This is a genomic window from Corynebacterium guangdongense, from assembly GCF_030408915.1.
GTDB lineage: Bacteria > Actinomycetota > Actinomycetes > Mycobacteriales > Mycobacteriaceae > Corynebacterium > Corynebacterium guangdongense.
Genome location: NZ_CP047654.1, coordinates 1,358,386 through 1,379,223, shown reverse-complemented (window position 1 = coordinate 1,379,223; position 20,838 = coordinate 1,358,386). Strand labels below are relative to the sequence as shown.

Annotated in this window: 18 protein-coding genes and 1 tRNA gene; 6 read left to right on the top strand and 13 right to left on the bottom strand. The window is 68.8% G+C overall.

All coding sequences use genetic code 11. The features are described 5' to 3' along the window. Position 1 precedes the first annotated feature (1 nt). Positions 2-889 carry a 3-methyladenine DNA glycosylase gene (locus tag CGUA_RS06530; RefSeq protein WP_290198259.1) on the top strand — a complete coding sequence of 296 codons (888 nt, stop codon included), beginning with the start codon at positions 2-4 and terminating at the stop codon, positions 887-889. 26 nt (positions 890-915) lie between these two features. Then, positions 916-2,307 carry a hypothetical protein gene (locus tag CGUA_RS06525; RefSeq protein WP_290198258.1) on the top strand — a complete coding sequence of 464 codons (1,392 nt, stop codon included), beginning with the start codon at positions 916-918 and terminating at the stop codon, positions 2,305-2,307. 81 nt (positions 2,308-2,388) lie between these two features. On the opposite strand, the gene CGUA_RS06520 is transcribed toward CGUA_RS06525, so the two are convergent. The 5 genes from CGUA_RS06520 to secA2 form a co-directional block, all read right to left on the bottom strand. Beyond that, positions 2,389-2,967, bottom strand: coding sequence for a MerR family transcriptional regulator (locus CGUA_RS06520; protein ID WP_290198257.1), 579 nt, complete (start codon positions 2,965-2,967; stop codon positions 2,389-2,391). 241 nt (positions 2,968-3,208) lie between these two features. Next, positions 3,209-3,877, bottom strand: coding sequence for a bifunctional nuclease family protein (locus tag CGUA_RS06515; RefSeq protein ID WP_290198256.1), 669 nt, complete (start codon positions 3,875-3,877; stop codon positions 3,209-3,211). After that, entirely contained in the window at positions 3,874-4,551 is a 678-nt protein-coding gene (ftsR, locus tag CGUA_RS06510) for a transcriptional regulator FtsR (protein WP_290198334.1), read from the bottom strand. The genes CGUA_RS06515 and ftsR overlap by 4 nt, the downstream gene beginning before the upstream one ends. Positions 4,552-4,796: 245 nt before the next feature. Beyond that, positions 4,797-5,225 carry an oxoglutarate dehydrogenase inhibitor Odhl gene (odhI, locus tag CGUA_RS06505; RefSeq protein ID WP_290198255.1) on the bottom strand — a complete coding sequence of 143 codons (429 nt, stop codon included), beginning with the start codon at positions 5,223-5,225 and terminating at the stop codon, positions 4,797-4,799. Positions 5,226-5,372: 147 nt separating this feature from the next. After that, positions 5,373-7,664: an accessory Sec system translocase SecA2 gene (secA2, locus tag CGUA_RS06500; RefSeq protein WP_290198254.1), complete on the bottom strand. Its 2,292-nt coding sequence runs from the start codon at positions 7,662-7,664 to the stop codon at positions 5,373-5,375. A 175-nt stretch (positions 7,665-7,839) separates the two neighbouring features. Here secA2 and CGUA_RS06495 point away from each other — a divergent pair, with 175 nt between their 5' ends. The 3 genes from CGUA_RS06495 (at position 7,840) to CGUA_RS06485 (ending at position 9,559) form a co-directional block, all read left to right on the top strand. Further along, entirely contained in the window at positions 7,840-9,003 is a 1,164-nt protein-coding gene (locus CGUA_RS06495; RefSeq protein WP_290198253.1) for a bifunctional alpha/beta hydrolase/OsmC family protein, read from the top strand. Further along, the gene (locus tag CGUA_RS06490; RefSeq protein ID WP_290198252.1) at positions 9,003-9,398 is read left to right on the top strand and encodes a YchJ family protein; all 396 of its coding nucleotides are present in this window, start codon (positions 9,003-9,005) and stop codon (positions 9,396-9,398) included. Before CGUA_RS06495 ends, CGUA_RS06490 begins: the two co-directional genes overlap by 1 nt. An 84-nt stretch (positions 9,399-9,482) precedes the next feature. Further along, positions 9,483-9,559, top strand: a tRNA-Pro gene (locus CGUA_RS06485). A gap of 187 nt (positions 9,560-9,746) precedes the next feature. On the opposite strand, the gene CGUA_RS06480 is transcribed toward CGUA_RS06485, so the two are convergent. Next, on the bottom strand, positions 9,747-9,908 hold the full coding sequence (locus CGUA_RS06480) for a hypothetical protein (RefSeq protein WP_290198251.1): 162 nt from the start codon (positions 9,906-9,908) through the stop codon (positions 9,747-9,749). Between the two features lie 330 nt (positions 9,909-10,238). Between CGUA_RS06480 and CGUA_RS06475 the strand changes: the two genes are divergently transcribed. Continuing rightward, positions 10,239-10,979, top strand: a complete 741-nt coding sequence (locus tag CGUA_RS06475) for a hypothetical protein (RefSeq protein WP_290198250.1) — start codon at positions 10,239-10,241, stop codon at positions 10,977-10,979. Here CGUA_RS06475 and CGUA_RS06470 read toward each other — a convergent pair. The 7 genes from CGUA_RS06470 to CGUA_RS06440 are packed head-to-tail and all read right to left on the bottom strand — an operon-like array spanning position 10,976 to position 20,831. After that, on the bottom strand, positions 10,976-11,866 hold the full coding sequence (locus tag CGUA_RS06470; protein ID WP_290198249.1) for a sucrase ferredoxin: 891 nt from the start codon (positions 11,864-11,866) through the stop codon (positions 10,976-10,978). The two genes, CGUA_RS06475 and CGUA_RS06470, sit on opposite strands and share 4 nt — an antisense overlap. A 10-nt stretch (positions 11,867-11,876) precedes the next feature. After that, positions 11,877-13,304 (bottom strand): cryptochrome/photolyase family protein, encoded by a 1,428-nt coding sequence (locus CGUA_RS06465; protein ID WP_290198248.1) that lies wholly within the window; start codon positions 13,302-13,304, stop codon positions 11,877-11,879. Further along, on the bottom strand, positions 13,301-15,346 hold the full coding sequence (locus CGUA_RS06460; protein ID WP_290198247.1) for an ABC1 kinase family protein: 2,046 nt from the start codon (positions 15,344-15,346) through the stop codon (positions 13,301-13,303). The genes CGUA_RS06465 and CGUA_RS06460 overlap by 4 nt, the downstream gene beginning before the upstream one ends. Before the next feature lie 10 nt (positions 15,347-15,356). Continuing rightward, on the bottom strand, positions 15,357-16,466 hold the full coding sequence (locus CGUA_RS06455) for a diacylglycerol/lipid kinase family protein (protein WP_290198246.1): 1,110 nt from the start codon (positions 16,464-16,466) through the stop codon (positions 15,357-15,359). A gap of 47 nt (positions 16,467-16,513) precedes the next feature. Then, positions 16,514-17,557: a CE1 family esterase gene (locus CGUA_RS06450; RefSeq protein ID WP_290198245.1), complete on the bottom strand. Its 1,044-nt coding sequence runs from the start codon at positions 17,555-17,557 to the stop codon at positions 16,514-16,516. Then, positions 17,554-19,374 (bottom strand): ABC transporter ATP-binding protein, encoded by a 1,821-nt coding sequence (locus CGUA_RS06445; protein WP_290198244.1) that lies wholly within the window; start codon positions 19,372-19,374, stop codon positions 17,554-17,556. Before CGUA_RS06445 ends, CGUA_RS06450 begins: the two co-directional genes overlap by 4 nt. Continuing rightward, positions 19,371-20,831 (bottom strand): ABC transporter transmembrane domain-containing protein, encoded by a 1,461-nt coding sequence (locus CGUA_RS06440; protein ID WP_290198243.1) that lies wholly within the window; start codon positions 20,829-20,831, stop codon positions 19,371-19,373. Before CGUA_RS06440 ends, CGUA_RS06445 begins: the two co-directional genes overlap by 4 nt. Positions 20,832-20,838 lie beyond the last annotated feature (7 nt).

Below are 20,838 nucleotides of genomic sequence, written 5' to 3'. Positions count from 1 at the left end.
CATGGCAGCGATCGACCGGATCATCCTGGACCCGGCGCAGTGGCTGGAGGCGCAGACCCGGCATGAAGGGGCGGCGCACGAGCGCACGGCGGCCCATCTGGCGCGCCGGGCCGCCCAGCGCAGGCACCCCGTCTACGACTTCCTCTTCGAGTACTACCCGGTCCGGCCCGCCCACCTGAAGCGCTGGCACCCGGGGGCCGGCGTCCTGCTCCATGACCCGGAGGGGCTGGCGCCGCACCGGCGGTGGCGCGATTACCGGGTCATGGACGGGGACCTCGTGGGCGTGGACGTCGATTCCCATCACGCCCGCCGCGGGGAGTCGCTGGCCTACATGCGCCACCTGCTCGTCTCCTCCGGGGCCAACCCCGCCCATTTCGACTGCTTCGGGCTGCATGAATGGGCGATGTGCTACCGGGGCGGCCAGCGACACGACCTGCCCCTGCGGCTGGGACAGGCGGGCACCGACGAGGTCGTCGAGTCCCACCGGATCCGGTGCCGGCACTACGACGCCTACCGTTTCTTCACCGAGCCGGCCCGTCCCCTCAACCTGACGGTGCTCACGCGCGTGGACCAGCCCGCCACCGACCAATCTGGCTGCGTCCACGTCAACATGGATTTGTACAAGTGGTGCGCCAAGCTGGGGCCACTGGTGCCGGGCGAACTCTTCCTGGACTGCTTCGACCTCGCGGTCGACGCCCGCACCCTGGACATGGAGGCCTCCCCCTACGACTGTCGCGGACTGGGCTTCGGTGTCGTCGCGATCGAGACCCCGGAGGGCAAGGCCGAGTACGTCGAGAGGCAGCGCGCGCTCGCCGCCCGCGGAGAGGTGCTGCGGGCACGGCTTGTCGACGCCATCGACACCGCCGATGACATTAGACTCATGACCTAGTTAACTCTGGACGATAGGGGCTGAGTGTGGGACGTCATTCTGACGGCAAGGAAAACTTCTCGGTGGCCAGCTGGGTGATTGCCGCGGTCGTCGCGGTGGTCGCCCTCCTCGCACTGCTCGCCTGGTGGCTGTGGCCCGGCGGCAGCGCCGACGACCTCGCCGGTGACGCCGACGGCGCTCAGGCCACCGAGTGCATCCAGGGTGACATGACGCTGCCGGTCGCCGCCGACGCCGCCTCCGAGCAGGCCGCCCGCGAACTCGTCGAGTCCTGGGCCGCCACCGATCCCGTCGTCCGCGACTACTGCGTCCAGCCCACCTACGTCGACGACGTCTCCCTCGCCGCCGTCTATGTCGGAATCACCGACGGACCCCTCGCCGACGCGAACCGCGGCACCGCCACCGCCGACACCACCCCGGTCGCCGCTATTCCGGTGGGCGTCGCCGGCGCCCCGGACGCGACGTTGGAATCCGTGACGTTCCCCGTCGCCGACGCCCCGGGGGTGGCGCAGGTCGTGGCCTCCGCGCTCTCCGGGGACCGGGACGCGGTCATCGCGACGCTGGCCAGGGATCGCGACGTCACCAGCGAGCAGGCCGCGGCGGCCGAGCGCTTTGCCGCCACCGAGGCCGCCGCGGGCGCGGAGTTCAGCGCGCTGGGCGTGGTCGAGGCACGGGCCGTCGCGCTGACCGCCGCGGGTGAGGTCTCCGAAGAGCAGTCCCGCGCCGCGGCCGTCTTCGTCGACCACGCCGAGGAGCAATACTCCGCCCCAGCCGAGGGCGTTCAGCCCGTCGACCAGGAGATTCTCACCGCCGTCAGAAACGCGCCCCCGGCCGAGGCTGAACCGGCTCCGGCGCCGGCCCCCGAGGAGGAGGCCCCCGTCGCCGCCGCGCCGGTGAGCACCCTCTTCGTCGTCGACACCTCCCAGTACATGGCCAACACCATGGGCCAGCTCAGTGAGGCCGTCCGCGGTTCCGCCGAGGCGCTGGCCGCGGCCGGTCAAGGCTCCGCCCTGTGGAACTTCTCCTCCCCGCTCAACCCCGGCGTCACCCAGGGATTCCGTTCCAACCTGGACTTCGGCGCGTCCCCGGAGGAGATTGGCCGGGCCATCGGCCGCTTCGGAACCGCCGGGGTCCCCCAGTCCCGTTCCGCCGTGGTCGCCTCGGTCAACACCGCGACCGCCCGGGCGCAGGAAACCGGCCAGCCGGTCCGCGTCATCGTGGTCACCACCGGCACCGAGGCAGACATGTCCGACGAGGTCTTCGCCGACCGCTTCAGGCCGAACGAGTCCGTCGATCTCGTGGTCGTCCACGTCGGTGGCGGCCCGGTCGACCCGGTCCTGGCCGGGGCGGCGGACCGGTCCATCGAGGTCGCCGACCTCGGCGGCCTGCCGGACGCGCTGCGCCAGGCATCGGGCGTGTAGAAAGGAAATAGACGAACGCCCCGCCTCCCCCAGGTCCGTGAGCTGACCGTGGGAAGGCGGGGCGTTCGTGGTGGTGGAGAGCTAGGAAGTCCTCAGGCGACGACGCTCCGCGAGCTCGTTCATGGAAACGACGTTGCCCTCGTCCGCGACGCGTTCGGAGGGGAAGGCGGAGATGGTGCCGGTGAGCTCCTTGACGATGCCGGGCACGGCGATGCCGAAAACACCCTGCCCGCCGTTGAGCAGGTCGATGATCTCCTCGTCGGAACGGCACTCATAGACGGTGGTGCCGTCGGAGACCAGCGTGATCTCGGCGATGTCGTTGACGCCCCGGTCGAGCAGCTTGTCGACGGCGAGACGGATGTTCTGCAGGGAGATACCGGTGTCGAGCAGACGCTTGACGATCTTCAGGACGAGAATGTCGCGGAAGGAGTAAAGACGCTGAGAGCCGGAACCACGTGCGCCGCGGATGGAGGGCTTGACCAGATCGGTGCGCGCCCAGTAATCCAGCTGCCGGTAGGTGATGCCGGCGACCTGGCAGGCGATGGGCACACGGTAGCCGACCTCCTCTCCGGGGCCGATGTCGAAGAGGGATTCCTGGACGGCCGTGGCCGGACGTTCGGTGTCCTGGTGGGTATGGTGGGTATGGTGGGTAGTGCTCACGTAATTACTCCCATGGGGTTTAGGCGGTGGGCCTGTGATGTTTATTAAAGGTCAAGGTTATCGTTCGGTCAACCCCGGAAGGGGCGACACGCCGAAGGCCTGAGCCTTGACTTTCACTTTAAGCCATATCACACCGGTGTCATACCGAACAACAGTCGTGTCATCCGCACCACCACCCCCAGGGGGAGCACATTCCTCGGCCCGTCATTGACAGGGTGGGCCGGAGTCGGGAACTGAAACCTCAGTTGTCGTCGTCGCGGTAGGGGTTGCCCAGGTCGTCGTCGTCGAGGCCCCGGCCACTGTCGTCGGTGAGGTCGTCGAGGTTCTCCTCCAGGTCGATGCCCAGTTCCGCTTCGAAGTCCTCTTCGGTCATGCCGAGCGAGCGCATCATCGCCTCGAAGTCCGCATCCGCGTCGTCATCCCCGGAGGCGGAGACCGTGTCCTCGTCCGGCACCACCGGGAGTCGACCGGACAGCGAGGTGACGTCGATGTCGAGGTACTCGGTGAGTTCATCATCGCGGATGAACAGGGAGGCCTGGGTCAGGACGTCCTCGTCGACCATAATCGGCATGTCCAGGAGGATGGCGAGGACCAGCGCATCCGAGGCGCGGGCGTCGATCTCCTCCCCACCGGCTACGAGGGTCGCGATGAAGACGCCCTCGTGGTAGCTGGTCAAGCCTATGCTGCTGACTCCCCCATCGATGCGTCCCAGGGCGTCGGCGAGCAGGTCATGGGTGGTCGGGCGCTGCGAGACGGACTCCTCCTCGACCGCGGCGAGCTGGCCGCCCTCGATCGGTGACAGCCACACCGGCAGGATGCGGTCCTCCTCGGCCCACCGCAGGATGGCGCAGGTGAACTGCTCTGGACCGATGACATGGACGCCGTGATACTCGACGGGGATCAGGCTCATTTGTCCAGCTCAGCTCTCAGCGCGTTCTTGACCAGGATCGCGTGCAGGGAGACGACCAACGCGGTCATCTGCTGGCCCATCTCCTCCGCCCGCTCGCGGGCGGTGTCATCGCCCTTGCGCGCGACCGGCTTGGCGACCTGACTGAGCAGGTCCGCCTGACGTTCCGCGGTCATGCGCAGACGCTTGAGGAGTCGGGAGTCGAAGCCGAACTCCCGCAGCGCGATGGCGGTGGAGGCGACGCGAACGTCATCGGCGGTGTAGAAGCCGGAGGTGTCCGGGGTGACCAGGCCGGCCGAGGAGAGGTCAGCGATGAAGCTGACGTCGCAATTGGCCTGATCGGCGACGTCGGTGTCCGTCAGCCGGGTCTTGACCGGCTTGCGGAAGTTCTCCGGGGAGACGATCGGTTCCGCGTCGCCGGCCGAAAGCAGTGCAGTGACCTGGCCCGAGTCCATCGCGTCCAGCTGATCACGGATCACCTTGAGGGGGGTGTAGTTGTCACGCTGGGTGACCAGGATGTAGCGCAGACGCTCCACGTCGGAATCCGTGAAACGGCGGTAGCCGGACGCGGTGCGCTGCGGATGCACCAGACCCTCGGACTCCAGGAATCGGATCTTGGAGACGGTGACGTCCGGGAACTCCTGACGCAGACGTTCCAGGACGACGCCGATGGACATCGTCCTGGCTTTCTTCTGGGTCGGGCGTGCTGCGGGGGCGCCGGACTGTTCCGGCGACACCGCCTTAGCTGCTGATGGCTTGCGTACTGCGCTCACGGTTCTGGTCGGCTGTATTTCTACTCGGGGAAGACGGACACACGGCACCGCCTGCCGTTCACCATGACAATGAAACCGCCCCCACCAGTCATTTCTCTATCGGGACCGGGAAGGCGGGCACAGGGGCCGTCGGCGAACGGGAGGCCGGTTTACTTGCTCGGGTTGGCGATGAACACCAGACGGAACTTGCCGATCTGGATCTCGTCGCCGGTGGAGAGGACCTGGGTGTTCTTCGGCTCACGGTTGACGTAGGTGCCGTTGAGGGAGCCCACGTCGACGACCTCGAATTCACCGTCGTTGGTGCGGAACTCCGCGTGACGACGCGAAACCGTGACGTCGTCGAGGAAGATGTCGGCCTCCGGGTGTCGGCCGGCCGTGGTGGTCTCCCGGTCCAGGAGGAAGCGGGCGCCGGCGTTCGGGCCCCGCTTGACGACGAGCAGCGCCGCACCCTCCGGCAGGTTGTCGACGGCGGTGTTGTCGGACGCAGGCGCGCCGGACTCCATTTCCTTGAGCAGGTCAGCGCGGAAAACCGAGGTGGTTTCGACCTGGACCTCAGGGTTGGCGTTGTTGTCGCTCATGAACGTGCCTCCGGTTCTAGAAGTAAATTCGTTACTTCAGATCATCATAGTCATTACGGCCCCGGGCTGTGGGAGGATGCCCGGGTGTGGGGGGTGATCAATGTGATCTCCCCCGTGCAGGGGATGAATCCGGACATCCGAAGGTGATCACCGGAAGATATTTCCGATGCCGGAGATCACCGAGTTGCCGGAGCCGGACAAGGGATTGTCGGAGACCATGTAGGTCCACGTGGCGGACGGGCGGGCCAGATCCTGCTCCGTCAGGTGCACGCCCTCGGCGTCGATGGTGACCCGGGTGAAGGTCTCGACCGCCTTGTCCACGGCGCGCTGCGCGAGCTCCTTGAACTCACGCACGGCGATCCGGTGGAACTCGTCGATGGGCGTCTCCCGGGCGATGGCACGCAGATGGATGGACTCCCGCACGTCATCCATCAGCCCCAGGTGCTCGGACCACTCGTGGTCAAGGTGGAAGAGCATGATCTCGCGGGCGGCCTGCTCACGCACGGCCGGGTCCAGGTCCGCCAGCTCACCCGCCCGCTCCGGCGCCCGCCGCGCCAGCTCCCGCCAGGCCTTGTCGGTGTCGAGCAGGTCGGCGCGGCGCTCGTCGATGATGACGCGCTGGTCGGCGAGCAGCTGACCGTACTTCCAGGTCTGGGAGTGAATCTCGAGCAGCTGCCCCTCGGTGACGCGCTGGCAGTGGGCGACGAAGTCGCGGATGCGCCGGGAATCGATGCGCCCGTCCGCGTCCGGTCGGGCGGAGATTTCCTCGCCGGCGCCGCCGGAGGCGACGACGTCGTCCTCCAGGGAGACGAAGAAGAGCGACAGTCCGGGATCGCCCTGACGCCCGGCGCGGCCACGGAGCTGGTTGTCCAGGCGGGAGGTGCGGTGACGGGCGGTGCCGATGACCGCGAGGCCGCCGAGTTCGGCCACCTCGGCACGATCCCTCTCGTCCGCGCCGCCGAGGCGGATGTCGGTGCCGCGGCCGGCCATCTGGGTGGAGACGGTCACCCGCCCGACGTCACCGGCCTCGGCGACGATCCGGGCCTCCTCCGCGTCGTTCTTGGCGTTGAGCACGTTGACCTCGATGCCGCGCTCCTGCAGCGCCGCCGCCAGGTCCTCGGATTCGGCCACGTCATGGGTACCGACGAGCACCGGCTGCCCGGTCTCGTGGATGAGCACGATCTCCCGGATCAGGGCGGCGTTCTTCTCCTTCATCGTGGCGTAGACGCGGTCCTCCTCGTCGAAGCGGGCCAGCGGGTTGTTGCGCTCGATGACTGACACGCCCAGCCCGTAGAACTGGCTGAGCTGGTCGGTGGCCTCGACCGCGGTGCCGGTCATGCCGCATAGCATCGGGTAGCGGCGCATCAGCGCCTGCAGGGTGATCTGGTCGAGGATGCGTCCCCCGTCCGAGACCGCGAGCCCCTCCTTGGCCTCCACCGCGGCCTGCAGTCCGTCCGGCCAGCGCTGGAGGTCGGCGACGCGGCCTCGGGAAGCGTCGATGAGCTGTACCCTGCCCTCGTCCACGAGGTAGTGGACGTCGCGGATCAGCAGTGCCCGGGCGTGCAGCGCGAGGTTGACGCGCACCAGGACTGTGGCGATGTTGTCGTCGCTGTAGAGGGAGTCCAGTCCGAGGGCCTCCTCGACGGCGTGGGCGCCCTCGTCGGTGAGGAAGACGTTCCGGCGATCGTCGTCGACCGTGTAGTGGGTGTCCTCCTCCAGGTGCGCGACCACGGCGGTGATCTGACCGGTCGCGCGCATGCCCGGTTCGGATCCGGCGAGCACCAGCGGGACGAGGGCCTCGTCGACGAGCACGCTGTCGGCCTCGTCGACCAGCGCCACCTCGGCCGGCGCCTGGACGGCCTGGTCGCGGTGGGTGATCTGGTTGTCGCGCAGGTGGTCGAAGCCGATTTCGTTGACCGGGCCGTAGACGATGTCCCGGCGGTAGACCTCGCGTCGCTGGTCGGCGGATTTGTCTTCGGTGATCGAGCCGACGCCCAGCCCGAAGAACTCCACCAGCGGGGCCATCCACTCGGCGTCCCGGCCGGCGAGGTAATCGTTGACCGTGATGACGTGCACGCGACGACCGGTCAGCGCGAATCCGGTGGCGGCCATCGCGCCGACGAGGGTCTTGCCTTCGCCGGTCGCCATCTGGATGACGTCGCCTTCGAGCAGGCGCAGCACGGCCTGGAGCTGCACGGTGAAGGGCCTCATTCCGAGCGTCCGGGTCGAGGCGACGGAAAGGATCCCCAGGAAGGTGGCCTTGTCGGTGATCGCGCCGTCGTCGACGGTCTGCCGCGCGAGGGTGGCGAGGGTGGCGTCGTCAAGCCCGGAAAGCTCCTCGGCGCGCGCCTCGGCGTCGTCGACGAGCCCCCTCGAGCGCTTGTCGTTACGGTCGCCCTGGGCGCCCATGGCCTTCCAGAACCAGTCGAATGCTCCCACTATCGTCCTTCCCACCGGGGATACGCCCCGCTCCGTCATCGGCGCGGGTTCTTGCTGTCCCATCGACTGTAGTTGAGCGGCGCACGGGAGCCGCGCCCCAACCTGTCCTATTGTGGACCTATCCTGGAGGATGCATTTCCTCGCATCCTCCCGCCCGCCCAAAGGAGCTCGCCCCGTGCAATCAGTGAACCTGAAGGTCCCGTCCTCGACCGGCCTACAGATGGCAGCGACCATCGACTTCCCGTCGACTCCCCCGGTCGCCTTCGCCATTTTTGCGCACTGTTTCGCCGGCTCCCGCCACACCCCGGGCGCCTCCCGGGTGTCCAAGCGCCTGACCGAGTACGGCATCGCCACGCTGCGATTCGACTTCCCCGGCCTCGGCCAGTCCGAGGGCGAGTTCGCGGACACCTCCTTCAGTCAGAACGTCGAAGACGTCAAGGCGGCCTACCGCTTCCTGGAGGAAAACTACTCCGCCCCACAGCTGCTGGTTGGGCACTCCCTCGGGGGTGCGGCGGTGCTCAAGGCCGGCTCCGACCCGGCGCTGCGCAACGTCCGGGCCATCGCCACCATCGGTGCGCCCTTCGATCCGGCGCACTCCGTCCTGCACTACGCGGACAAGATCGGCGAGGCCGACGAGAACGGTTCCGTCCCGGTCGTCCTCGGTGGCCAGGAACTGACCATTTCGCGGGGGTTTCTCGAGGACCTGGCGGAGACCAACCCGGAGATTTACCTGCCGCAGATCCGCAAGCCGCTGATGCTCGTCCACTCGCCGATCGACCAGACGGTGGGCATCGACAATGCGCAGACGATCTTCAAGATCACCCGCTACCCCAAGTCCCTGGTGGCGCTGGACAGGGCGGACCACCTGGTCACCCGGCAGGGCAGCGCGGTGCGTGCCGCCGACATCATCGGCCACTGGGTCGAGCAGTACCTCGTCGCGGAGTACGTGCCCAACGAGATCGAGCCGGGCCTGATCGTCACCCACAGCGCCCGCGGCAAGAAATTCGGCACCGACGCCCGTTCCGCCTACGGTCGCATTCCGACGGACCGGCCCCGCAAGGAGGGCGGCAAGGGCCAGGGTCACTCCCCGATGGACCTGTTCATGATGGCGGTCGCCGCCGCCACCAGCGAAGAGATCCAGGGCCTGGCCGCGCGGAAGCGGCTCGAGCTCGACGACGTCCGCGTGCGCGTCGCCCACGTCCACGGAACCACCTTCGAGCGCCGCATCACCATCGACGGAGAGATCTCCGACGCCGACCGTGCCGAGCTGCTGGCCGCCGCCAGGTCCAACCCGATCCAGCGACTGGCGGGCAACGCCGACATCATGGACGTGCGCTGATGAGCGCCCTCGACTCCGATTCCCGCTGCCCCTGCGGCACCGGCCTGACTTACGGGCAGTGCTGCGGGCGCTACCATGCCGGCGAGAACGCCCCCACCGCCGAGGCGCTCATGCGGTCCCGCTTCACCGCTTTCGTCACCGCTGACGAGGGCTACCTGCTCCGGACCTGGGACCCGCTGACCCGCCCGGCCGAGCTCGACCTGACGGATTCCCCCATTCGCTTCTACCGGCTCGACATTCTCGACATCGTGGCCGGCGGCCCGCTCGACGACATCGGCGTCGTCGAGTTCGAAGCGTTCTACAAGGGCGGGGCGGTGGGATCCCAGCGCGAGCGCTCCACTTTTCAGCGCGGCTCCGACGGGGCCTGGCGCTACGGCACCGGAGAGGTTTCCTAGCGTGTGCCCCCGTGTGGCCTGCGGATTCGCCCTCGGGAATAACGTTGTTGTAACCTGAAGAAGTTGCACCTCAGGGGCAACGGACGGGCTATGGCGCAGCTTGGTAGCGCACTACACTGGGGGTGTAGGGGTCGCAGGTTCAAATCCTGTTAGCCCGACCAATTACAGGTCATGGGAACCACTGGTTTCCATGGCCTCTTTTTATTTTCCGGGATGAAGGCCCTGCCCAAAGATGAGGGGGTGGGCGCCCGCCGGGTCATTCCCGCCGGGCGCCCACCCCCTCCCGACCGGGTCCACGGGTGTCGCCACAGGTGACCGACCCCGCAGTTGTCCGGGCGGTGAGCCCGCCTAATTGACGACGGCGGACTGAAGCACGGCCTCGAGCAGCGGGGCCGCGGACCCGGCGGCGGACAGAGAACTGAGCAGGCCGGCGCTGGCCCAGACCGCGATGCGCACGATCTCCTCGACGAAGGCCGGCTCCGCGTACTGCATGAAGGTGTCGAAGGTCATGAATAATCGCCTTGTGTTCGATCGATACGACACACAAGATGATTCCACAACAAACTTCCAGCGAAAGCACAGGGTACCCGTTCGGGAATCCAGGTCAGGGAAATGCCCGGCGCGCTCGGCCCTGACATTGCCGATGCGCGTCGCCGCCCGCGGGCCGGGCACCCACCGGACGGGGATCCAAAACCAATCGGACACCGCTTAGGGTGCCGTTGCCCACCTGCAGGTTTATCGATATTCAGTAAATATACCGCTTGTACTGCTAAAATCCTCCCCAAGAGAGATGCGTCACAAATGTTGCATTGCATGGTTTTTGCTCCTTAACTTTAAAGTATGACCATCACCAAATCCGCCGCACCGGTTCGCCAGTCCCCCTCCACCCCGCTGGCCACGGCCGGCTCGTCCACCGCGGCCACCGTGTACCGCACCCTCGCACTAATCGTCGGCGCCATCGTCCTCGTCGTCGGCGTCGGTGCCCTCTGGGGCGGGCGCTTCGCCGACAGCTTCATCGCCGAAGAAATGGCACGCCAGAACATCACCATGCCGAGCGAGCAGGCCATCGACTCCCAGCTCGCCTCCCAGCGCATCGATCAGCAGACCGCTGACGAACTGCGCCCTTACGCCGACCTCCAGATGGCCGACGGAAACCACGCCAAGGCCTACGCCGGCTACATCCAGGACCACATGGCCGCTGCGGGCGCGGCCGCCGGCCTCCCTGCGGAGCAGGCCACCTACTCCGGTATCGGCGCCGCCTACGGTGAGGTCGAGGCGGCTCTGACCGCCGAGATCGCCGCGGACCATCCGAAGGCCTCCGAGGAGGAGGTCGCGGCTCTGACCGCCAAGGAAATCGCCGACCCCACCTCCGACTACGAGACGGCCCGGGAAGCCGCGGGTCTGAAGGCCCTGCGCTTCGACACGATGTTCAACGGCAACATGCTCGTCGGTACGCTGCTCAACGTCTACGGCTGGGGCCTGATCGGCACCATCGCCACCTGGGCCGGCCTGGCCTGTCTGGTCATCGGGCCCCTGCTCATCCTCGGCGGCTCCCTCATCCGCCCGAAGGCGAACCGCTAATCCAGTTCCGCCACCGACGAAGCCACCCAGACTCTCCCGTCCTTGGGTGGCTTTCCGCATGAGGCCACCAGGCCGTGGACCTCCTGCTCCGCGAGCTCCACGCGCCACCGCCTGCCGTCACTGTGCGTGACGACCTCGTCCTCGGCCTGCAGTTCGCCGAAGCGCAGCCGCTCCCCCTCCGCCAGCAGCAGCCGAGCGATTTCCAACTCCGCCACCTGGCCGCGGGGGCCGTAGAGACCTCGGCCGCGGTTGCCGGGCCAGAAGTAGAATCCGGAGCGCACGGCGTTGAGCATCGCCAGGCCGGCCTCCTCGTTGAGCCGGCCGTAGCTGTAGCCCCAGGGGAGCAAAAGAATCGAGGGCGCGAAGCGGTGTCCCTTGGTGTGCGAGGTCTCCCAAACGATGGGGATGGGACTGACGTCGAGGGCGGCGTCCGCGAGCGTGGCGGCCAACGGTCGGCCCTTGATCGCACAGCAGACGTCTCGCTTACCGTGCGTGCAGACGAGAATCAGCGGCTGGTCGATCTCCTGCGCCCCGAACCCGGCGTTGCGTCCCGGCCCGCTGAGGTCGAGGCGGACAATGTCTCCCGGACCGTCGACGACCATCATCTCGGTGACGCCGAGCTCCGCCCAGACGAGGAAGAGTCGCGGCCGGGTGATCCGGTGGCCGTCACGTCCGGGGTGGCGGGCCAGTTGCAGCCCCGCGCCGTTCCGTTTCAGAAAAGCCTTGAGGCGAGCGGTCAGCTCCTCGCCGAAAGTGTCGCCGTCGAGGATGTCGTGGCTCCAGCCGCCGGGGTGTTCGAGCACGACATACAGCGATTCCTGCTTGGCGGAACCCGGCAGGGGTTCCACGACGACGTCGGAACAGCGGTCTGTGTCACGGGCACTCATGGACCCCAGGCTACCTGTCGTCCCCGGAAGCCTGGCCCAGGTGGGCGGCCCGTGCGCGCATCAGCTGGTAGCGCGCCAGCGCCTCCTGTCGGGACTTCTTCAGGTCCACGAGCGCTTCATCCACCCAGTGGGGAGGCAGCCACCGGCGGACGTAGGCCCCGTCCGGGTCGAAGCGCTCAGCCTGCCGCTCCGGGTTGAAGATGCGGAAATACGGGGCGGCGTCGGCGCCGCTGCCTGCCACCCACTGCCAGGAGACCGGGTTGTTGGCCTCGTCGGCGTCGACGAGTGTGTCCCAGAACCACTGCTCACCGGTCTGCCACGGCTGGAGCAGGTTCTTGATCAGAAGTGACGCGGTGGCCATGCGGAGTCTGTTGTGCATCCAGCCGGACTGCCAGAGCTGGCTCATCCCGGCGTCGACGTAGGCGATGCCCGTGCGTCCCCGTCGCCAGGCCTCCGCGGTTTCCTCGTCGGGCTCCCAGTCGAAGGCGGTGAATTCCGCCCGCAGGGGTTCGGTCTCGATGCCCGGGAGCCAATAAGCCAGGTGCCAGGAGAACTCCCGCCAGTAGAGCTGGCGGAGGAAGGCCTCCCGGTCCTCCACGGACAGGTCGGGAGACGTGACGACCCGCGCCACGACCTGACGGGGACTGAGCTCGCCGAAGCGCAATCGCGGACTGAGCCTGGTCGTGGAATCCTGGTCAGCCGGCCGATCCCGGGACGTCGTGTAACCGTCGACGCCGAGGTCGATCTCCGCCAGCGCCTGGTCCGCGGCCGCACAGCCGGGTCGCCAGTGGCGCTGCACCGTGTCCTCCCACCACCGAGGGAGGTGAGGACCCGCGGAATGGGCGGTGCCGTCGAGCAGACCGAGCTCGTCGAGGGTGCACAGCAGTCCCAACTCGACGACCGGAAGATCGGGGCGCGGCGCGGGAGGGCCCGCCGGATCGCCGAGGGGCACCTGCCGCGCGGCCCGGTGAAACGGGGTGAACACCCGGTAGAAGTCGGCGCCCGTGGTGGGCTGCACTTCCCAGGGTTCGACGAGGGTGAATCCCGGGTGCGAATGTGCGGGGACGCCGGCGGTCCGCAGCATGGCCTTTACCCGGGCGTCGAGGGCGCGCGGGCGGGGCCCGTAGCGACGGTGCCAGTGCACCTCAGCGGCCCCGAGGTCCCCGGCGAGCCGGGGGATGATGTCGTCGGCCCGGCCGCGGGCGAACACCAGCGGGATGTTAAACTCGGCCAGCCGCCCACGCAGCGCCTCGAGGGAGCGGTGCGCCCACCAGCGGGCGGCGGCGCCCAGTGGCCGGGGCCCGTCCTCGTCGTCGGCGCGCTCCTCCCGGATCCACACCGCGACGACGGTCGTCGACGCCTGGCAGGCGGCGATCAGTGCTTCGTGGTCGTGGACGCGGAGGTCGTCTCGGAGCCACAGCAGGGCCGGTCCGTTCATCGCCGTAGGAACGCTTTCGTGTGGTCGCTCTCGCGGAAGATCACGGCCGTGACCACCCGCAGGGCGAGAATGAAGCCGACGAACAGGACGATGAAGCCCACCGCCTGCAGGAAGGACATGTCGGTGGTGACCATGGGGCCGGATTCGCCGAAGGTCATCAGCACGACGCCGCCGAGGATGCTGAAGCCGGAGAGGACGGCCAGGGTGATCTGCTGGAGGAGCCTGGTGATAAAGAAGCGATCACCCTCGTCGTTGAAGAAGCGCATGTTGATGGTCAGGCGTCCGGCGTGGAGATCGCCGAGCGTGGCGTTGACGTTGCGGGGCAGCTCGCGCAGCATCGGGATGGTCTCGATGACGGTGGCCTCGACGCTGTCGCGCAGGTTGCCCGGCCGCAGCCAGCGCTTGACCGTGGCGGTGCCCTCACGCTTGGCCAGTTCGACGATGTTGACCTCCGGGTCGATGAGGTTGAGGGTGCCCTCGGTCCCGGCCAGGCTGCGCATCGCGAAGGCGACCGGGGCGGGGATGGCCAGACGGAAATCGGCGACCACCGACATGATCTCGGTGACCAGGCCGGTCAGCGAACCGCCGAGGCCCGAACGGTACTTCGCCAGCATCTGCCCCACTTGCCGGTTGAAGTCCTGCTCATCGAAACCGGTCGGTCGGCCGACGAGGTCGAGGACGGACGCTGAGAGGATGCCGGTGTCCCCCGTGTCGATGGCGGCGAAGATTCGGGTGAGATTCTGTTGGGTGCCCCGGTCGATCCGTCCGACGACGCCGAAATCGAGCAGGCCCAGGCGCCAGCCGCGCCGTTCCTGGAGAAGGATGACGTTGCCGGGATGGATGTCGGCGTGGAAGATACCGGACTCCATGACCTGGCGCATGACCGAGGTCATGAGAACCTCCCCCAGACGGGCGCGGGTCTCGGCGGGCAGCTGGGCGAGCACCTCGAGGCCCCGCCCCACGGTGACGCCGTCGAAGTAATCCATCACCAGCAGCCGCTGGGTGGAGATCTCCGGGTAGACCGTGGGGGCGATGACCGGGCCGTCGGCGAGCACCCGGTTCATGTCCTCCATGTTGCGGGCCTCCACGCGGTAGTCGAGCTCCTCGCGAAGCGAAAGGCTGAAGCTGCGGGCCAGGTCAGCGATGCCGATGTCCGCGCCCCAGGGGGTGTTGAGGTCGAGCCAGTCGCAGATTTCGACGAGGATGTCCGTGTCGCGCATCACCTCGTCACGGGTGCCGGGGCGCTGAATCTTCAGTACGACCTCGGTGCCGTCGAGCAGCGTCGCCCGGTGGATCTGGGCGATGGACGCCGCCGCCAAGGGCTCGCGGTCGATCCAGGCGAAAAGCCGCTGCGGGTCGTCCTTGAGTTCCGTCTGGAGCGCCTGCGCGATGTCCGGCCAGGGCGCCGGCGTCGCGTCCGACTGCAGCTTGGAGAGTTCACGGGTGAAGGCAGCCGGCAGGACGTCGCTCCGCGTCGAGAGGTTCTGGCCCAGCTTGACGAAGGTCGTGCCGGCTTCCTCCAGGGCCCGCCGGAATCGGCGGGCGACCTCCTCGGTGGCGGAATCACGGGACCGGGTGAACGGCACCGCCAGGCCGTGCCGGGCGAAGATCGAGATCACCTGCCGGTAGCGTCGGTTGCGGTGGCGGCGCCCGCGCATCCCCACGGCCACGCGCAGGGGGTTCGGCAGGGAACCGGTCGGCGCGAGAATCTCGAGGATCGTCAGCGCCGCGGAGCCGAAGGCGAGCATCCACATCGTCGCGATCGCGAGGATGAGCAGAGTCGACCCGAAGTTGACGCCGGTGAAGACCCCCTCCACCGTGACGGAGAGATCCCAGAGCGTGGCCCCGAATATTCCCGCGGTCGAGAGAACCACCAGCGCCGCGACGGCGACGGTGCGCGGCCAGCCGACGGGGACGCCGAGCAGGCGGCGCATCACCACCGCCAGCACCATCGTCAGGACACCGGTGACGGCGGCGGCCACCACAATGGCGCCGATGACCAGCAGGACGCCACCGACGCCCTCGAGCGCAGGAAAATTCATGGGGACCAGGCTACTCGGCAGGCTCATCGAGGTCAGAGTGCTCGACGCCGTACCCCGGGGCGAGGTCGGCCGACTCCCGCGGCTCACCCGGATGCTCCGGCGGGGCGGGCTTGTCGACGCGCACCTTCAGGCCCAGGTGATCGACGGTGACCGTGAAGGCGGTGACCCGGCCCGCCTCGTCGCCGTCCACCTCGAAATCCTCCGGCGCGCTCAGCGTCACCTCGAAGGACGTGCCCGTCACGTACTGCAGTGACTTGAGGTCCTGGTTCGTGCCGGTGACGGGGCGGCGTCCCTTGCGCGCCTTCTGGGCGAACTTCTGGGCCGCCTGCCGCAGGAGCCTGCCGAAAATCTGGAACCAGCCGAAAATACCCTTCGGCTGCATGGCGACCACGTCCAGGAGGCCGTCGTCCGCCTTGGCGTCGGGAAGCAGCGCGATGTTGCCCATGAGTTCGCCGCAGTTGCCGACGATGACGGAGTGGACGCTGGTGCGGTACTCCCTGCCCTGGTCCATGCGGTGCAGGATCTTGATGCGGTTGCCGCCGCGCAGGGACTTGAGGATGGCGATGCCGTAGGCGAGGAAACCGATGTGCTTCTTGAGCGTGTCGTCGGTGTTGAGGATCATCTGCGCGTCGATGCCGACGCCGGCCATGACGACGAAATCGATCTCCTCGGTGCTGCCGTCCGGGCGGGTGACCTGCGCGACGCAGATGTCCATGGCGTCGTCCTGGCCGCCGAAGACGACCTCCGCCGCGCGGGGCTGATCCAGGGGCAGCTTGAGGTTGCGCACCAGCAGGTTGCCCGTCCCGGCGGGGATGATGCCCAGCGCCGCCGCCGAACCGCGGACACCGGCCGCCACGGAGCGCACGGTCCCGTCGCCGCCGCAGGCGACGACCATCGACGCACCGGCCTCGACAGCCTCCCGGGCCTGGCCGTAGCCGGGGTCGTCCTCGGTGGTTTCGACGAAGCGGACCTCTCCCCACTGATGGGCGTCGGCGGCCGACCTGACCATCGATTCGAGGAGCTGGGCGTCGATCTTCACCGGGTTGTAGACGACGACGGCCGTCCGGCCGGTCGCGTCACCGGAGGCGGAAGCTGCGGAATCGTGGTGGGGGTCGTCCATGCCCGCCACTCTACCGGCACCTCACTCCGGTGTCGGGGTGAAACGGCTCAGCGGGTCTCCGGGGTCCAGATCCAGTTGACGCCGAAAAACTCCAGGATCCGGTAGGTGGCGTAGCCGTCGGGCATCTTCGCGTTCCGGTCCCGGCCGGTGCCCGGCCACAGGTGCTCACCGCCGCCGTTGCGGACGTACTCCAGCGGGGTGTCGCAGTCGACGAAGGAGACGTAGAGGGCGGCCTCGTTTTCCGGGGTGATGGAGCCCCGGCCGGAGCAGCCGTTACGCTGCTGCATGATGGTGAGGACCTCGTCGACGCTGTAGTAGTCCGTCTCGTGGCGGTTGCCGCCGCCGTAGTGGATGACGTCGTCCGCGGTGCCGTGGATGGTGAAGAAGGGCATCGGTTCCTTCGAGCACCCCTTGAACACGTCCTTGTAGTAGGCGGCGCCGACCGGGGCGACCGCCTCGAACTCCCCGGTCATGTGACAGCCGACGGCGGCGGCGAATCCCCCGCCGTTGGAAAACCCGGTGGCGTAGGTCTTCTCCTCGTCGACGTGGTACTGCTCCCGCACCTTGTCCAGCGTCGCCCGGACGTAGTCCAGGTCCTCGTCGAGCGTGGTCGTCGCGTAGGGGGCGGGCGCCCAGGAATCGTCGACGCCCTGGCCGTAGACCACCAGGGCGGTGGCCCTGTCCAGGCCGGTGTAGTCGCGCAGGTGCTCCGGGCGCTCGCCCTTGCCGTGGAAGACGAAGATGACGGGCCAGGACTGCTTGCTCGAGTAGCCCTCGGGCACCGAGAGGATGAAGGTGCGGGTGCGCTCGCCGACCCGGACCTCGACGTTGGCCGACTCGCCGGCCGCGATGGGCGGGTGCTCCGGCGCCGTCGTGGTGGGCGCGGGGGTGGCCGCCTCCGGGGAGGAGGTCGCCGTCGTGGCCGCGCTGCTGGTCTCCGACCAGTGGCTGACCGTCGTCAGCGTTTCCGGCGTGCCGCCCGCGGAGTCGCTCGCGCCGCATCCCACGACGCCGAACAGGACGGCGGTCGCCGCCGCGGACAGCGCCACCCGCCGCCGCGCCGACCCGCCCCTCGCCCACGGTGACATCACGTCGACGTACTCCCCTTTGATGTTGGCTCGCTCGAGGCCTCATCGCCCCGCCCGATACTCCAGGCGTCCCATAGTTCCGTATACAGACCGCCCCGCGCAACCAGCTCCTCATGCGGCCCGGACTCCACAATCCGTCCCTCGTCCATGACGAGGACCCGGTCCGCCCGGGCCGCCTGGTCCAGCCGGTGCGCCACGATCAGGGCGCTGCGCCCGTGGGTGACGTGCTCGGCCGCCGCCTCCAGGTCGCCGGCGCCGGCGGAGCCCGCCTCCGCGGTGGCCTCGTCCATCACGACCACCCGGGGATTGAGCAGGACGATGCGCGCCAGGGCCAGCTGCTGCGCCTCCACCGGCTCGAGCTGAAGGCCGCCGCCGCCGACCTGGGTGTCCAACCCCTCCGGGAAGTCCTCGAACCAGTCGGCGTGGACCGCGGCCAGGGCGCTGATCATTTCCTCGTCGGTGGCCCCGGGCCGGGCCAGGGAGAGATCCTCGCGCAGCGTGCCCGAGAAGACGTGGACGTCCTGGGACACCATGGCCAGACGGTCGGCGCGTTCGGCGTCGGAGAGTTCGGTGACCGGGACGGCGTCGAGAAGCACCTGCCCCTCGTCGGGAACCCGCAGGCCGGCCAGCAGGGCGGCGACCGTCGTCTTGCCCGCTCCGGAGGCGCCGACGACGGCGACGGTCTCACCCGGGCGGATGCCCAGGTCGATGTCGCGCACCGCCCAGCCGCCGCCGTAGGAGAAGGAGACGCCCCTCATGTCGACCTGACCGCGCGGAGCGGGCGCTCCGGCGTCGGGCACCGCGCGGGGCGGATCCAGCGTCACCCCGACGATGCGCGCCAGCGAGGCGTAACCGGACTGGATGGAATCGAGCACGCGCATGATCGACGCGACCGGTCCGTGCAGGCGGATGAGCATGAGCATCGCCGCGGTGACCGCGCCGATGCTGAGATCGCCCGAGGACACCGTCACGAACCCGACGGCCAGGCCGAGGACCACGAGCACGAAATCCGCGAAAGTCATCGTGATCTGCAGCGTGATCATCGTCAGCCGCGCCAGGAAGCCCTTGTCGACGACGTCCCGGGACGCCGCCTGGACGCTGTCGTGCATCCGCTCCTCCCAGCGGTAGGCGCGCACGGTCTCGCGCCCGTGAATGGCCTCGAGCACGCGCCGGGCCCGCTCACCCACCGCCGCCCGCTCCCGGGCGTAGCGGCCCGGCGCGTTCCGGAGGTAGCTGCGGGCCGAGACGACGTAGATGGGGATCGTCACCAGCGGGATGAGCAGGAACTGCCAGTCCAGGGCGACCAGGGCGACCGCCGTCGCCGCCAGGGTGAAGGCGGAGTTGGTGATCAGCGGGACCGTTTCCGTCACCGCCGAGGACAGCAGCGCCACGTCGTCGGTCGAGCGCGAGACCAGATCACCGCTGCCGGCGTCCTCCACGCGGTGCACGGGCAGGCCCAGCGCCGTGCCGATCATCTCCTCACGCAGGTTGGCGATCACCCGCTCACTGACCCGCGAGACCAGGTAGAAGCCCGCCGCGGAGAAGGACGCCGCCACCACCGCGGCCACGACGAGCCAGGCGCCCGCCGTCCACAGCCGGGCGGTCGTGCCCGGGGCGTCGGCGATGACGATGTCGACGAGCCGGCCCAGCTGAAGCGGCACGGTGATGTTGGCCGCTGAACCGATGACGAGCAGGAGCAGGGCGCCGAGACTCTGCCGGCCCGCGCCAGGACAGCGTCTGAGCTGGCGCCACAGCTGGGCGCGGACCTGCGCGGCGTCGGCCAGCGGGAAGCGGAGGGACTGCTTGTCGGGCACGGTCATCGGGCCACCTCCTGGACGGTGTCCCAGACCCGCTGCGCCTGCGCCTTCCAGGCGGGGGCGTCGGTGAAGACGATGGTCGGCCTCCCGGCGCGGGCTTCGGCGACGCGGCGGGCGATGCGCTGCTCGGTCACCGAGTCCACCGCGGTGGTCGGATCCTGGAGGATGAGCACCTCCGCGTCGCTGGCGACCGCTCGGGCCAGGGCCACGCGCTGGCGCTGGCCGCCCGAGAGGTTGCGCCCGTTCTCCCCGACCTCGCGCCCCGGCCCGCCGGGGATGTCGTCGGCGGAGGCCACCGTCAGCGCCGCCCCGGCGCGCGCCGGGTCCGGGTGCACGTTCTCGGCGACGGTGCCCTCGAAGAGGTGCGCCCCGTGGGGGGCGACCACCACCCGGTCGCGGGAGCAGAGCACGACGTCGTCGGGGGCCTCGGCGGTGATGACCGTGAGCCCGGCCGGGGTCGGCGGCATGGTCTCGGCCTCCTCGCTGAATCGCGCGGGCGCGGTGAGGACGGACCGGATGCGCTCGCCCGAGGCCTGGGCCGGGGCCCAGCGGTTGGCGAAGTTTCGTCCGAGCATCGTCATGGGGAAGATGATGAACTGCGTCAGGCCGATGGCGGTGATCAGCTCACCGACCGACATCGTCCCCCGCACGGTGAGGAAGCCCGAGAGGACGGCCACCGCGATGACGTAGACCGCGCCGACCGACTCGGTCACGGCGTTGAGCCTGGCCTGGGCCGCGTTGGCGCCGATGGTGCGGTGGTAGGCCTCGTCGGAGAGCCGGCCGTAGCGAGTGCGCACGGTGTCGGCGGCGCCCAGCCCCTTGATGATGCGCAGCCCCTGCACCACGTCGGTGGCCATGCCCGAGGCCGTGGCCAGGGAGCGCTGCCGGCGTCCGGACGCGGTACGCAGGGGCGTCGACGCCCTCAGCGCTATCCACACGACGGTCGGTCCACCGATGAGGACCGCGACCCCCAGCGGCACGTGGATGCCCAGCAGCACGACGCCGACGTAGACGATGGAGGCGACCTCGGCGAAGGGGAAAACCGTCATGAAGACCGCGTCCGCCACCCGCTGGATGTCGGCGGAGGCAATGGACAGCAGCTCCCCGGCGGTGCGCTTGTTCCCGCCCAGTCCTTTCGGATCCTGGACGCGGTCGGTAACCGCCATACGCAGGTCGTGGCCGACCTCGAGGATCGCGCGCTGCATCAGCCGTCGGCCCCAGTAGGTCAGCACGATGTTGGTGCCGAAGGTGCCCACGAGCACCCCCATCCACAGGAGCAGGCGTTGGCCGTCGCCGGGGGCGATCGCTTCGTCGATGGCCCGGCCGATGATGACGGGGGTCAGTCCGTTCATGAGGAAACCGACGGTCATCAGGACGGCGGCCGGGCCGGTCCACCGCCACCGGGAGAACACTGTCTTGAGTAACCAGCGCGGATCGTCCGGGGAGGGTAGTCGACTCATGAGGTCT